Below are 14,378 nucleotides of genomic sequence, written 5' to 3'. Positions count from 1 at the left end.
ATTCTTGTATTGGCATAACTATAACGAAATTTTTAAAATTTTTCAATTGTCCGATTTTTATAATTATGCAATATTAATGTATTTTTATTCATTAAAGCGTTACCGGATGAATATGCCAAAAAGAGATTGATTTCATCTCTTTTTGTAATTTAAAAGGAAAGGAAGGATTTTTTTGTTAAAAGTACATATCGACGCAGATGGTTGTCCAGTTGTTTTATCGACAGTCAACATCGCTCAAAAATCTCAAATAACCCCCATCATTTACTGTGATACATCGCATGAAATTCGTGTGGAAGGAGTGGAGACAAAAATCGTGTCAAAAGGCATGGATGCTGTAGATTTCGCTATTTTAAATGTCGTGTCAAAAGGCGATATTGTCGTAACACAGGACTATGGATTAGCTGCAATGGTACTTGCGAAAGGTGCTTATTGTATCGACCAAAACGGACGTGAATTCACGAACGAAAACATCGACCAACTATTATTTACACGTCATGTTGGACAAAAGATTCGACAAGCGGGAGGGCGCACGAAAGGACCGAAAAAACGTCAAAAGGATGCAAATGAAATATACGAAAAAAAATTTAAACAACTTTGTGAACGAGCAAGAATAGATGCTGAAAAAGCATAATTGATATCAAAAAGAGATAAGACTAATCGAAAGGGGATATATATTTATGCATTTTCACTTCTGAAAAATATATTCGGTCAAAAGACTAAGAGGTGTTGAATAGGAATCGCTGCCGTTGAAAGGGACAAATCCACGCGTGAAAGGGAATCGCTGCTGTTGAAAGGGACAAAACTGTGCGTGAAAGGGAATCGCTGCTGTTGAAAGGGACAAATCCACGCGTGAAAGGGAATCACTGCCGTTGAAAGGGACAAATCCACGCGCGAAAGGGAATCATCACAGTTGAAAGGGACAAATCCACGCGCGAAAGGGAATCGCTGCCTTTGAAAGGGACAAATCCACGCGCGAAAGGGAATCGCTGCCTTTGAAAGGGACAAATCCACGCGCGAAAGGGAATCATCACCGTTGAAAGGGACAAACTCGCGCGCGAAAGGGAATCGTCGCCATTGAAAGGGAATCACTGCCGTTGAAAGGGACAAACTCACGCGCGAAAGGGAATTATCACCATTAAAAGGGAGTCCAATCACACAAAAGCCTGATGCAAATTTCGCATCAGGCTTTTGATTTTCTTTATTTAGTTGATTCATCAAGTGCGGCAACAGTTTGTTCTACTTCTTGACGGGACATTTTTACGTGTCCTTTTTTCATTGCATCGAGTGTTTTATGTGCAAGTGCTAATGGAATTTTACAGAACATGAGGATACTGCGTTTTTTGATTGAGCGATTGTATGCGTCACCTTTCGCTAAGTTTTCTTCTGCGTAAGCGAATAGGTCATCACGCGTCCAACCTTCTGGCATGAAGCTTACACCGCGCTCAGCATCTTCATCTTGATTGCGTAGAATGTTCACTGCTTGTAAGCCGCGACCATAGCCAATTGCTAAATCACGATCTGTTTCGATACCTGCTCCCCATAACCAAATATCCGAAAGCATTGTGCCAACAAGACCAGCTACATAGTATGTGTAATCGTCTAAATCTTCTTTTGTTTTACAAATCCAGTTTTTACGAGCCCATTTTGCCATACCAGAAGCCATCTCACTTGTGGAAGCGGCTACTTGTGGGCGAATACCCTCTGGTGTTAAAGTTAACCAGTCATTTAAACGTAATGATACTTCGGGTAATAGATGGCGGTAATCTTGAATAACTGCTTCATATGCTTGTTCATCAAATGAAGGTTGTAATAAAAGTGCCGCTGTTGCATCAAGCATTTGTGCTTTTGCTTCGTTCTCGATTTCTTCGTGATCTTCAATTTCATCAATTGCGCGCATACATAGGTAAGCCATCGCTACCGTTGTTTTTAAATCTTTCTCTAAAAAAGTAATTGGAATAAAAAAAGTACGGCTTGTTGCTTTTAAAATGGCCATTGCTTCTTTATACATTTTCTTTGTGTCAGTCAAAGTATAGACCTCCATTTAATATAAGTAGATAGTTTCTATTCTATCGTACTTCAGGTAGAAGGAAAATAAAAATTAAAAGTACATGGGAAAGCTTCTCAATTTTTTGTTTGTAATGTGTTTTTTTGTTGTGTATTCTATATGAGAACGGATTCATACTTTAAAATGAATCAAACTAGTTAAAAGATGTACATAATTTACGTACGCTAAGGAGATTATTATGGTAAGAGCAATCGGTATTGATGCGGGTGGTACATTAACAAAAATCGCCTACATAAACGAGGAACAACAATTAATCTTAAAACACGAACCATCGACAAATTTACAAGAAGTTGCGGCATTTATCGATGCACATCCAGAAGTTGAAAAAGTAGGTTTAACAGGTGGACGTGCAGAGCAGTTACGACAGCTCGTCACAGCAGAAAAAGAATTTGCTTATGTTGTGGAATTTGAAGCGACACTAAAAGGAGTTCGATTCTTATTAGAGCGTGAAAATATCGACTTAAAGCGAGCGATTATTACAAATATCGGTTCAGGAACGTCGGTTCATTATATGAACGATGATACGTATAAGCGAGTAAGCGGTACAGGAATTGGTGGTGGTACACTAATTGGCTTGAGTGCTTTATTAACAGGTGTTTTTAACTATAATGAAATGAGTGAGTTGGCTCAGCAAGGGAGTCGAAAGTCGATTGATTTAATGGTAGCAGATATTTTTAAAGGACAAGAAATTCCAGCACCTCTTCATCCAGATTTAACTGCGAGTAACTTTGGGAAAGTTGGGATCGATTTACGTTCAGATTATAAACAAGAAGATGTGCTCGCAACTGTTGCCCGTTTAGTGGGAGAAGTGATTACAACATTAAGTATTCAATTAGCACAACAATATGAAGTAGACGATATTATTTATATCGGTACGACGCTAAAAGATCATCCGGTTTTACGCGAAGTAATTGCAGATTATACTGTAATTAAACAAAAGAATCCGATTTTCTTAGACGATCAAGGTTATAGTGGTGCAATTGGTGCTTTAAATAAAATGCGTACGTTAGAGCAGCAGTAACATACTGCTGTTTTTTAAAAACAATCAAACAATTATTTACATAGGTAAATAAATACCGTACAATAAAGTAGATGTTTACCTAAGTAAATTTATCTTTGGAGGTCAAAATGAATTTATTATTCCATGAACTATTACAAAAAACACGCGAATTTACAAATGGGATGAATGGTGTCTTAAAACAACATGGTATCTACAGCAGTCAATGGACAGTACTTTTCATCGTAGAACAACGCGGTGAGATGTCACTCACATCGATTTGGAAATACTTAAATGTAGAAGCACCAACCATTACAAGAACAGTTGCACGTTTGGAACAACTAGGGCTTCTTCAACGAAAAAAAGGAGACGATTTACGTGAAAAAATCGTTTCACTAACAGAAGAAGGAAAGAAAAAATTCGAAGAAGTAAAAGTAACAGTTTCAGCATACGAAGATCAATTTGCGAAAGGTCTAACAGAAGAAGAGCAAGAACAATTGAAGGGATTGCTCAGAAAGATGAAAGGATGACCTTTTTTGAGCCAGAATCAGAAAATCTGGACTAAGCAATTTCTTAGTTTATTTTTTACAAATATGAGTGTATTTTTTGTTTTTTATGGGTTAGTCAATGTGCTACCGATTTATGTAACAAGTGAATTAAAGCGTGGGAGTGAAGATGCGGGATTACTATTAACCATCTTTTTACTCTCTGCCATTGTTGCAAGACCGTTCATCGGTAAGATTTTAGATGTGGTCGGAAAACGAAAAATGCTCGTCATGAGCATGGTCGGTTACTTTGTAACGACGATTTTATACGTTTTTATTAAACCTTTTTTACTTTTATTAGTATTACGATTCATTCAAGGGATTTTCTTTAGTGTGTTAACCACTGTAAATAATGCGATTGCAGCTGACACAGTTCCGATGGAAAAACGAGGTCGAGGTCTAGGGTATTTTGCAATGTCACAAAATTTAGCCATTGTTTTAGGACCTTTTGTAGCGCTTCTACTCATTCAATATGTATCGTTTGATGCTTTATTTTGGGTGATGTCAGCTATTTTACTTATTGGAAGTGCGCTTGTTCTTACACTTCGTATAACAGAGCATGAATTCCCAGAAGGAAAGCCAAAATTAACATTTAAAATGAGCGACTTAATTGAAAAAGGTGCTGTTCCATTTGCATTAATCGGTTTATTCGTAGCTTTTTCTTATTCAGGTGTTCTATCGTTTTTAGCTGTTTATGCTCAAGAAAAAGGTGTGTTGGCAGTTGCAAGTTTCTTCTATGTCGTCTTTGCAGCAGCAATGCTCTTATCAAGACCATTTACAGGTAGAATGTTTGATACAAAAGGGCCGAACAGTATTATCATGCCTGGTTTTATCTTATTTGCAATCGGTCTACTATTCATGGCTTGGATGCCAAATGCGTTCGTCTTTTTACTAGCAGGCGCATTAATCGGATTAGGATACGGAGCGCTTGTCCCAAGTTTTCAAACACTTAGTGTCCAAAAGTCACCAGCTAGAAGAACGAGCTATGCAACAGCTACATTCTTTACATTTTTTGATATTGGGATTGCACTAGGTTCCTTTATTTTAGGTTCTGTAGCAGCACATAAAGGCTATGCGATGATTTATCTTGTAGCAGGTGTAGTGATTCTGATTGTAGGTATTTTCTATATTTTAAACACATTACGTAAAGGTAGAATAGCGACTAAACAGCAGCATGTATAACTGAAAAAAGAGAGGCTAGTATAGATGCTAGTCTCTCTTTTCGTTTGTGTTCATTAGTATAGCTTCACGCGCTAATCGGTCAGCTGCTTTGTTTTGATCGTCAGGAATCCATTTAATGAAAAATAAATCGAAGCTATCAATTAATGGGAGTGCTTCATCTATAAAGTGCGCATAATGTTTTGCATATCGCTTTTCAATAGAAGAAACGACGATTTTCGAATCAGAGCGAACAGATACGATAGAAGAACCTAATTTTTGTGCTTCCTTCAATCCACGAATGAGTGCATGAAATTCAGCAGTATGATTATCCATCATACCGACTGGTTCACTAATTCGTATTTGATGTCCTTCTCCTTTAATGAAAATACCGATGCCACTCGAACCTGGATTACCAGCGCTTGCACCGTCAATATAGACTTCTAACATAGACGATTGCCTCCTCAATTTCTTTACTTGCAAGAAAGGTTCTATTAATAGTAGAATAGACGAATGCCTAAAAAAAAGCTAGATGGATGAGAAAAAGAGGTGACGTATTACATGATCGATTTCACAACCATTGTACAAGATATTGATGCGTTAAACGAAAAGTATTGTGAAGGCTGTTTTGTAAAACAACAACTTCGTAAAGATCGTGGAAAAGCTGCAGCACATCGTTTTTGTATTGAATCATGTACAATTGGTGAGCAACTTCAGTTTTTGGGACAGGAATTATTAAAAACATCTAAGCGTGCTTAGAATAGTAACTCATATAAATAAAAAGTTCGGTTTGGAAAGAGAAATTGTGTTCATACGCAGTTTCTCTTTTTATATTTGTCTATTTTCTTTAAAAAATTTAGAATATTCTTCTATTTTTAAAAATTTCGTGATAAAGTACGTAATAATATTGACTTGAAAACAAATAATTTGTACACTGTGAAGAAACATTTGTTTTTCTTGTAAGTACAAAACAACTAAAATAGATTGGGATGGATAAAGATGAAAGTATGTAAATTTGGCGGCACATCTGTAGCAAGTGCAGAACAAATCAAAAAAGTAGCAAATATTATTCAAGCAGATCCAACACGTCGTATTGTGGTCGTTTCTGCACCAGGTAAACGTACATCGGAAGATATTAAAGTAACCGACTTATTAATCGATTTAGCGCATACGGTCATCGCTAAAAAGCCTTATGAAGAAAAAATTGCAGCAGTTGTATCACGTTATGAAGATAATGCGATTGGTTTAGGTTTGGATCACGAAATTTGTGACATTATTGAGTTAGATTTAAAAGCACGCTGTGAACAAGCTATACATTTAACAGATGAAATGTTAATGGACTCCTTAAAAGCAAGTGGAGAAGATAATAATGCCAAAATGGTCGCTGCTTATTTTAACAGCATTGGCATCCCAACACGCTATGTAAGTCCAAAAGAAGGGCTAGTAGTGAATGATGTGCCAGAACGTACAATGGCAATTGCAGAAGCTTATGAACAATTAGCTTCATTAAAAGATAGTGATGAAATTATTCTATTCCCTGGTTTCTTCGGTTATACAAAGTCAGGTTTATTACGCACATTCGATCGTGGAGGCTCGGATATTACAGGTGCGATTCTTGCGGCAGCAGTTGGCGCTGATTTATACGAGAACTTTACAGATGTAGATTGTGTATTCAGTGCGAATCCGAAAGTAGTCAACAATCCAGCGGAAATTACAGAAATTACGTATCGCGAAATGCGTGAATTATCGTATGCAGGTTTCTCTGTATTCCATGACGAAGCATTGATGCCTGTCGTAAAACAAGGGATTCCTGTAAATATTAAAAATACAAATAATCCAAGTGCTCCTGGGACACGTATTGTAGCAAAGCGTGAAGAAAGTAAACGGCCTGTTACGGGTATTTCAGCTGATTCAGGCTTCTCGATTTTATATGTATCAAAATATTTAATGAACCGTGAAATTGGTTTCGGACGTAAATTACTACAAATTTTAGAAGAAGAAGATATTTCATACGAACATACACCATCTGGTTTAGATGATATCTCGGTTATTATTCGCAGCTATCAATTAGACGATGAAAAAGAAGCGCGTATTTTAGATCGTGTTACGAATGAATTACATGCAGATGATGTGAATTTCCGTCATGGCTTCTCAATGATTGTGGTTGTAGGTGAAGGTATGAAGTATAAAACAGGTTTAGCTGCTAGTGCAGCAACAGCAATTGCACGTACAGGAGCGAATATCGAAATGATTAACCAGGGTTCTTCAGAAGTATCATTATCATTTGGTGTATTACGTCAATATGAAGATGTGATTTTAAAAGAGTTATACAATGAATTTTTCACAGCTGTAACTGCTTGAAAGAATCCACATATTCGCAATTAGTGATTAATTCCATAAAAGGATTTAAAAAAATGAATGTAAAATTTATAAAATTCATACTTATAAATTGCTTTTTGGAGTAAAAATCGTATAAATTTAAAGTATATTAAATTTGGGAGGTGAATTCTTTACAATACCCGAAAGTACGAACCGTATTGTAAAGGACATATTTGGACGTCGAGATAGCCATAAAACTTGTGTTATTTATTTTATTAATCGCATTTACCGCATTCTTTGTAGCAACAGAGTTTGCGATTGTAAAAGTGCGTACAACACGAATTGATCAGTTAATAAGTGAAGGAAATCAAAAAGCGGTGCGCGCGAAAACAGTTATTACTCATTTAGATGAGTATCTGTCTGCGTGTCAGCTTGGGATTACAATTACAGCGCTTGGACTTGGTTGGGTAGGGGAGTCAACAGTGGCAACATTGTTACATCCACTATTTGAATTAGTAGGACTTGAAGGAAAAGCTATTACTGTTGTTTCTTTCGTGATTGCATTCTCTGTTGTGACATTTTTACACGTTGTTGTCGGTGAATTAGCACCGAAAACACTCGCTATTCAAAAAGCAGAAATGGTAACATTACGTTTTTCAGGACCGTTAATTCTGTTCTATAAAATCATGTATTTACCAATTCGATTATTAAATGGTTCAGCAAGATTACTTGCACGTTTATTTGGATTAAAAATGATGTCAGAAAATGAAGAAGTGCATAGCGAAGAAGAGCTACGTATGATTATGTCAGATAGTTTAAAGGGTGGCGAAATCAATACTTCAGAGTATCACTACATGAATCGTATCTTTGAGTTTGATGATCGAATCGCAAAAGAAGTCATGGTTCCGCGTACAGAGCTAAGTAGCTTTGAAAAATCAACGAAAATCCATGAAATTTTTGAGCGTATGAATATTGAACAATATACACGTTATCCAGTGTATGATGGCGATAAAGACCATATTATTGGTGTAGTAAACATGAAACAGATTTTAACTGAGATGGTGAGAGACGAATCTGTTCGTGACGAAGAAGTAAGTAAATTTGTACAACCTGTTATTCAAGTCATTGAAACATTCCCAATTAGTAAGCTACTTATTAAGTTTCAGATGGAAAGAATTCATATGGCCATCTTATTAGATGAATATGGGGGCACTTCTGGCCTCGTCACAATTGAAGATATTATAGAAGAAATTGTTGGCGAAATTCGTGATGAATTTGATGCGGATGAATTACCGGAGCATCATAAATTAGGCGAAGGACACTACAATGTTAGCGGGAAACTTTTATTAGATGAAGTGAATCAATTGCTTGATTTAGACATGGAAGATGAAGATGTTGATACAATCGGTGGTTGGTTCATGGCGAATAATGATGATATTGAAGTTGGTTCACAAGTACGCTATGAGAATTGTGTGTTTACAGCAACAGAAATTAATAATCATCAAATCGTTCGTTTAGATATTTTAAAAGAAGAACCGAAAGAAGAAACTTCTATGGATGAAAAAGAAATAGAATAATGAGAATGAGAGAAGTAGGGCAATCCTGCTTCTCTTTTTTATAACCAAAAATAAAAATCCAAACTCGTATCATATACAGAGCGTGGATTTTTATTTACATGATGCATCATCTATTTATGGGTGAATTACAACCACATGTGAGGCTTGTGGTCCTCGGTTGCCTTCTACAATTTCAAATTCAACGAGCTGATTGTCTTCTAAATTTTTAAATCCGTCTCCGACAATCCCTGTAAAATGAACAAAGACATCATCGCCATTTTCCGATTCGATAAAACCATATCCTTTTACCGTATCAAACCACTTAACTTTGCCTCTATGCATGAGAATCCCTCCAAGTATCATCTACCTATAAATGAAGCAATTTGTCTTTACAGGTGAATAAACTATAGCATGAATTTTAAAAAAATGTCAATTATTCAGATATTCTGAACTAAAAGTCACATATTTTGTAAAAAACTTCAAATGTTTTTAAAAAAAGTACTTTTTAGAATTGAAAGAGTATTTCATTTTGTAGTAATGTAAAGATAATCATCTGATAGATAGGAGACGGAATCATGTCACATACAACGAAGCCGAAAACCGATTTAGAAATTGCACTTGAATCACCAATGCAACATATTACAGCAATTGCTGAAAAAGCAGGTATTCCAGAAGATGCACTTGAGCTATACGGGAAGTACAAAGCGAAGATTGATACAACACAGTTGAATCATTTAACAGCTGATGCAAAGGTCGTACTTGTTACAGCGATTAATCCAACAGCAGCAGGAGAAGGGAAATCAACTGTAACAGTAGGTCTCTCTGACGCTCTAAACCAATTGAATGAGCGCGTAATGGTTGCATTACGTGAACCATCTTTAGGACCTGTTATGGGTGTTAAGGGCGGTGCTACAGGTGGTGGCTATGCACAAGTATTACCGATGGACGATATTAACTTGCATTTTACAGGTGATTTACACGCAATCACAACAGCAAATAATGCACTAGCAGCTTTTATTGATAATCATATCCACCGAGGAAATGAATTAAACATTGATCCACGTCGTATTATTTGGAAACGTGTTCTTGATATGAATGACCGTTCGTTGCGTCATGTCATGATTGGTTTAGGCGGGCCAGCACAAGGTGTTCCACGTGAGGATGGTTTTGATATTACGGTCGCTTCTGAGATTATGGCCATTTTCTGTTTAGCAAAAGACTATCAAGATTTGAAAAAACGTCTATCTGAAATTGTGATTGGTTACACATATGATAAAGAACCAGTCTTCGTCAAAGATTTAGCAGTGGAAGGCGCGTTAACACTATTATTAAAAGATGCATTCAAGCCGAACCTTGTACAAACGATTGAAGGTACACCAGCGATTATTCATGGTGGTCCATTCGCAAACATTGCACATGGTTGTAATTCGATTCAAGCGACACATACAGCGCGTAAATTAGCTGATATTGTTGTGACAGAAGCAGGTTTTGGTGCGGACTTGGGTGCCGAAAAATTCATGGATATTAAATCTGTACAAGGTGACCTTCATCCAGATGCGGTTGTTATTGTCGCAACGGTTCGTGCATTAAAAATGCATGGTGGTATGGATAAAAAATCACTTCAACAAGAGAATGTAGGAGCCTTAACAATAGGTATTCAAAACCTTGAAAAGCATATTCAAACAGTGCGCGAATTCGGAATTGAGCCTGTTGTGGCACTCAATCGTTTTATTACCGATACAGAAGCAGAACTTCAAACAGTCATTGCATGGTGTGAGGCACAAGGAGTCGAAGTAGCCTTAACGAATGTATGGGAACAGGGCGGTGCAGGTGGTTTAGAGCTTGCGAAAAAAGTATTAGAAGTATTAAACCGTCCAAACCAGTTCAGCCCATTATATGATGTAAAAGATTCGATTGAACAAAAAGTAACGACAATTGTTCAACGTGTATATGGTGGTAAAGGCGTTCAATTTACAGATCAAGCGAAAAAACAAATGAAAGAAATTGAAAAATATGGTTGGGATCAATTAGGGATTTGTATGGCAAAAACACAATATTCTTTAACAGATCAACCTAATTTATTAGGTCGTCCAACAGACTTTACCGTGACAATTCGTGAGATTATTCCGAAGTTAGGTGCGAAATTCTTAGTATGTTTAACAGGTGATGTTATGACGATGCCTGGACTACCAAAAGAACCAGCAGCCCTTCGTATGGATATTGATGAACAGGGTCGCCCTGTAGGATTATTTTAATTAAGTAAACTGCACTACTATTGCTAGTGATATTTAGCAACTGTGGTGCATTTTTTTGTTTATAGCTATTTCTACACCATTAAATTCCTTTTTTATAGGGGAATGACTTAAAATATATTAAGATAGAATAGTAAGGGCGTATATTAGAAGAAAAGAGGTTATATAGATGGGGGAAATATTAGGACAAAAAGTAGTCGAAATGCGAAAGCTAAGACACATCACACAACAAGATTTATGCAAAGGTATTTGCTCACAAGGGACAATCAGTTTGATTGAAAAAGGAAAGATGCTTCCAGGTATCGATATTTTAATTGCGCTTTCATTACGTTTAAATGTACCGATTACATATTTTGTAGAAGCAGTATACTTAGAAAACACGGCTATTGAGATGGAATTACTTGAAAAAGTAGAGGTTTTACTAAGAGAGAGAGCTTTTGAAGAAATTTATCAAATTGCGGAAAATGAATCAAATGCAGTATCTCAAAATGGTTGGTATCGTTATTATTTTAGATGGTTATTCCATTTGAGTAGTTATTTTACAAAAAGAATTTCTGTAGAAGAAGCAATTATGTATATTACAGAATTGGAAAGAGAAGCACCAAAACAAGAGTTAAATAAAAATTATTTATCAACGCGTATTCAAAATTCACTTGCAGTATTATATGCAGAGAAAAAAGATTATACGAAATCGATTTTTTATTTTAAAAAAATGGATTTAGATATTATACAAACAAAAGCGACATTTGATTTTCATGCTTTCAAATTAAAAGTTATTTATAATAGAATGAAAACATTATACGATATGGAAAAATATGATGAAGCGATGAGTGAAGCTAAGTTAGGCATCGAAGAAGCAATTAAAGAAGATCGTATGGTATATATGGGGAATTTTTATTATTATTTAGGACAATGTTACGAAAAATTAGGCTATGAAGATGTAGAGATTTCCAAACAGTATCATAAAGCGCAGCTCTTTTTTGAATTGTTGGGAAAAGATTATTTATTATCCATTCTAAAAGATTTAAAAGGAAAATGGTGTTATTAATACAGATTAAAAAACGTCATCAGGTGAGAGGTTGATGACGTTTTTTGATAATGTCCTATTTATTTTTAATCGGCATGTATGGAGAACATTAAGTTTAGAAGTCGTATGGTAAATCAAGTGGCATCACTGAGAAGTCTGCTGTTAATGTGAACACTGCTGCTAAGAAAAGTACAGAAACAATTGTACGTTTTACATTTTTCATATGTAATTCCTCCCTTGCTATTTTTTAATAGTATAGCGAATAAAAAGAAAAAAATGTGCGAATATTAAGATGCTAATATTTTTCGAGTTTATTAGCATCTTAATATTCATTTGTTGTCTTTAGCTTTATTATTTCCTGTATTTTGTTCATACTAATAAAGTAGTTAAGTAGAAAAAATAGTTAAATAAGTTAATATTCAGTTAATTAATATTCTTATTGTAGCAATATAAAATGATTTTTAGTATTCTATGAACCATATAAATATTTAAAAATCACATGGGGGTATTTCATGCAAATTCGAAAGATGGTGGAAACAGATATTGACATGGTTTGTCAAATCGCACAAAAAAACAATCAAATTGTAAATCAACATGTTATACCAGTAGCGATGCAGCAAGATTTTTTACAGCTGGTGTATCAGCCTACAAGAATTAAACAACGAATGAAAAATTCATTATTCTTTGTGTTGGAAGTGAATGGGCAAATAACAGGATTTGCTCATTTTTCATATGTGAATAAACAAGGGAATAGTGAACTACTTGCGATGTATGTTGAAAAAGAATATCAAAGACGAAGGTTGGGCACACAATTATTACAAATTGCTAAAGAAGAGTTACATGGAATCGAAAGCATGACGGTTCATGTAGAAGCTTCTCAAGTAGGTGCTATTTCTTTTTTACAAGCTAATAGCTTTCGATGTGAGGCCACTGTACTCGAACAGGTGGAAGGTATTTTACTTCGAACGAAAAGATTGAAGTGGTGTATAAATTAATGGAGGTATGTATGCGGCATCAGCGAATTTTGATTATCGGTTGTAGTGGTTCAGGCAAGTCTTATTTTAGTAGAGAATTACACAAAGTCACTCAGCTTCCACTTGTTCATTTAGATCAATTGTATTGGAAAAAAGGTTGGGAAAAAAGAGGGAAAGCACTATTTTTAAAAGACTTACAATCTCATTTACAGCAGTCAAGTTGGATTATTGATGGGAATTTTGATTCGACATTGCCGCTTCGCATGCAATATGCAGACTTAGTAATTTGTTTAGATGTTCCAAGAATACAAGGTTTATAAGGAGTTACGACACGTTGGTTCAAACACTTTGGCCGAACGCGTGTAGACATGGCAGTAGGATGTCCCGAAAAAATTGATATGGAATTTTTACAGTTTGTATGGACGTATCAAGAGAAAATACGACCACATATTTTACAACAGTTACGCGAAAGTTCAGTGGATACGATCATCTTCAAAAGTCGTAAAAGTGCAAAGGCTTGGCTGAAAAATTTGACATAAAAAGGTTATCTTTTGCTTTTTAGGTGTATACTAATCATACGGATTGAAAAAGGAAGTGTGACGAATGAACGAGATACGCCCAACAGATGTTAGTTTACTTTTAGAAGGTGGTACATTTCGTACGATTTATACAGGCGGTATTTTAGATTATTTAATCGACCAAAATATTCAGATGCCTTATATTTTAGGAATTTCAGCAGGTGCGATTAATGCAGCTTCGTATGTTTCAAAACAAAAAGAAAGAACATTACGTATTTTTACGAATTATCGCCATGATAAACGATATATGGGTGTTCGTAATTTTTTTAAGGAGAAAAGTTTATTTGGTTTAGATTTTGCCTATAATATTTTACCGAATCAACTAGATTTATTTGATTGGGATACATTTTATGATTTTAATGGCACGATTAAATTTGGTGTAACAAATGCTTATACAGGTGAAGTAAAGTATATGAATGCACTTGATATGGATCGTGAGTGTACGATGTTACGTGCAACGTGTGCGATTCCCTTTATCTTTCCTGAAATTAAGATTAATGATGTACCTTATTTCGATGGTGGGCTTTCTGAACCTATTCCCATTCACCAAGCGATTGCGGATGGCTATGAGAGACATGTGATTATACTCACACGACCAAAAGGTTATCGGAAAACATTAGATCGAAAAACTAAATGGGCGATGCAATTTTTACGAAAAAAATATCCTAAGTTAGTGGATGCGATGGAACAACGTGTCAATCATTATAATGCAGATTTAGAGTTATGCGAACAATTAGAGGAAGAAGGAAAAGCTTTCATATTCCGACCCCCGTATCCATTGAATAGTTTTGAAAAGAATATTTCAACAATTAAAGATAGTTATCAAATGGGCTATGAATTAGCAGCAAAGCGCGCAATCGCACTAGAACATTTCTTAATACAAAATGGTACACCTTTTGACTAGTCA

Annotated in this window: 16 protein-coding genes; 13 read left to right on the top strand and 3 right to left on the bottom strand. The window is 35.6% G+C overall.

Annotated features, from left to right (window positions below):
• The first annotated feature begins 172 nt into the window (after positions 1–172).
• Positions 173–631 carry a YaiI/YqxD family protein gene (locus tag ASO14_RS09400; RefSeq protein ID WP_068454226.1) on the top strand — a complete coding sequence of 153 codons (459 nt, stop codon included), beginning with the start codon at positions 173–175 and terminating at the stop codon, positions 629–631.
• Between the two features lie 567 nt (positions 632–1,198).
• On the opposite strand, the gene ASO14_RS09395 is transcribed toward ASO14_RS09400, so the two are convergent.
• Positions 1,199–2,026, bottom strand: a complete 828-nt coding sequence (locus ASO14_RS09395) for a squalene/phytoene synthase family protein (RefSeq protein ID WP_197409917.1) — start codon at positions 2,024–2,026, stop codon at positions 1,199–1,201.
• Positions 2,027–2,243: 217 nt separating this feature from the next.
• Between ASO14_RS09395 and coaW the strand changes: the two genes are divergently transcribed.
• The 3 genes from coaW (at position 2,244) to ASO14_RS09380 (ending at position 4,789) form a co-directional block, all read left to right on the top strand.
• Positions 2,244–3,086 (top strand): type II pantothenate kinase, encoded by an 843-nt coding sequence (gene coaW, locus ASO14_RS09390; RefSeq protein WP_068454221.1) that lies wholly within the window; start codon positions 2,244–2,246, stop codon positions 3,084–3,086.
• 107 nt (positions 3,087–3,193) lie between these two features.
• Positions 3,194–3,592, top strand: coding sequence for a MarR family winged helix-turn-helix transcriptional regulator (locus tag ASO14_RS09385; protein WP_068454217.1), 399 nt, complete (start codon positions 3,194–3,196; stop codon positions 3,590–3,592).
• Positions 3,593–3,655: 63 nt separating this feature from the next.
• Positions 3,656–4,789 carry an MFS transporter gene (locus ASO14_RS09380; RefSeq protein WP_068457445.1) on the top strand — a complete coding sequence of 378 codons (1,134 nt, stop codon included), beginning with the start codon at positions 3,656–3,658 and terminating at the stop codon, positions 4,787–4,789.
• Positions 4,790–4,816: 27 nt separating this feature from the next.
• Here the strand turns inward: ASO14_RS09380 and ASO14_RS09375 are convergent, their stop codons facing one another.
• Positions 4,817–5,215 (bottom strand): reverse transcriptase-like protein, encoded by a 399-nt coding sequence (locus ASO14_RS09375; RefSeq protein WP_068454214.1) that lies wholly within the window; start codon positions 5,213–5,215, stop codon positions 4,817–4,819.
• A 114-nt stretch (positions 5,216–5,329) separates the two neighbouring features.
• On the opposite strand from ASO14_RS09375, the gene ASO14_RS09370 reads away from it, so the two are divergent.
• The 3 genes from ASO14_RS09370 (at position 5,330) to ASO14_RS09360 (ending at position 8,661) form a co-directional block, all read left to right on the top strand.
• Entirely contained in the window at positions 5,330–5,524 is a 195-nt protein-coding gene (locus ASO14_RS09370) for a zinc-finger domain-containing protein (RefSeq protein WP_068457441.1), read from the top strand.
• Between the two features lie 240 nt (positions 5,525–5,764).
• Positions 5,765–7,126, top strand: coding sequence for an aspartate kinase (locus ASO14_RS09365; protein WP_068454211.1), 1,362 nt, complete (start codon positions 5,765–5,767; stop codon positions 7,124–7,126).
• Between the two features lie 191 nt (positions 7,127–7,317).
• A complete protein-coding gene (locus ASO14_RS09360; RefSeq protein WP_068454208.1) occupies positions 7,318–8,661 on the top strand; it encodes a hemolysin family protein in 1,344 nt (447 codons plus the stop codon).
• Between the two features lie 114 nt (positions 8,662–8,775).
• Here ASO14_RS09360 and ASO14_RS09355 read toward each other — a convergent pair whose 3' ends face one another.
• Complete coding sequence (locus ASO14_RS09355) at positions 8,776–8,982, bottom strand: cold-shock protein (RefSeq protein WP_068454205.1); 207 nt, start codon at positions 8,980–8,982, stop codon at positions 8,776–8,778.
• Positions 8,983–9,215: 233 nt separating this feature from the next.
• On the opposite strand from ASO14_RS09355, the gene ASO14_RS09350 reads away from it, so the two are divergent.
• The 6 genes from ASO14_RS09350 to ASO14_RS09330 all read left to right on the top strand — a co-directional run bounded on the left by ASO14_RS09350 (position 9,216) and on the right by ASO14_RS09330 (position 14,375).
• Positions 9,216–10,895 (top strand): formate--tetrahydrofolate ligase, encoded by a 1,680-nt coding sequence (locus tag ASO14_RS09350; protein WP_068454202.1) that lies wholly within the window; start codon positions 9,216–9,218, stop codon positions 10,893–10,895.
• Between the two features lie 166 nt (positions 10,896–11,061).
• Positions 11,062–11,940: a helix-turn-helix domain-containing protein gene (locus ASO14_RS09345; RefSeq protein WP_068454199.1), complete on the top strand. Its 879-nt coding sequence runs from the start codon at positions 11,062–11,064 to the stop codon at positions 11,938–11,940.
• Between the two features lie 491 nt (positions 11,941–12,431).
• Positions 12,432–12,914, top strand: a complete 483-nt coding sequence (locus ASO14_RS09340) for a GNAT family N-acetyltransferase (protein WP_068454196.1) — start codon at positions 12,432–12,434, stop codon at positions 12,912–12,914.
• Between the two features lie 11 nt (positions 12,915–12,925).
• Complete coding sequence (locus ASO14_RS09335) at positions 12,926–13,213, top strand: P-loop NTPase family protein (protein ID WP_068454193.1); 288 nt, start codon at positions 12,926–12,928, stop codon at positions 13,211–13,213.
• A gap of 48 nt (positions 13,214–13,261) precedes the next feature.
• Positions 13,262–13,432 (top strand): P-loop NTPase family protein, encoded by a 171-nt coding sequence (locus ASO14_RS15040; RefSeq protein WP_156422364.1) that lies wholly within the window; start codon positions 13,262–13,264, stop codon positions 13,430–13,432.
• 64 nt (positions 13,433–13,496) lie between these two features.
• Positions 13,497–14,375 carry a patatin-like phospholipase family protein gene (locus ASO14_RS09330; protein WP_068454190.1) on the top strand — a complete coding sequence of 293 codons (879 nt, stop codon included), beginning with the start codon at positions 13,497–13,499 and terminating at the stop codon, positions 14,373–14,375.
• Positions 14,376–14,378: the final 3 nt, after the last annotated feature.

Source organism: Kurthia sp. 11kri321 (assembly GCF_001534765.1).
Taxonomy (GTDB): domain Bacteria; phylum Bacillota; class Bacilli; order Bacillales_A; family Planococcaceae; genus Kurthia; species Kurthia gibsonii.
Note: the sequence above shows the minus strand (reverse complement) of the source record. Positions and strands in the feature narration are given on the sequence as shown.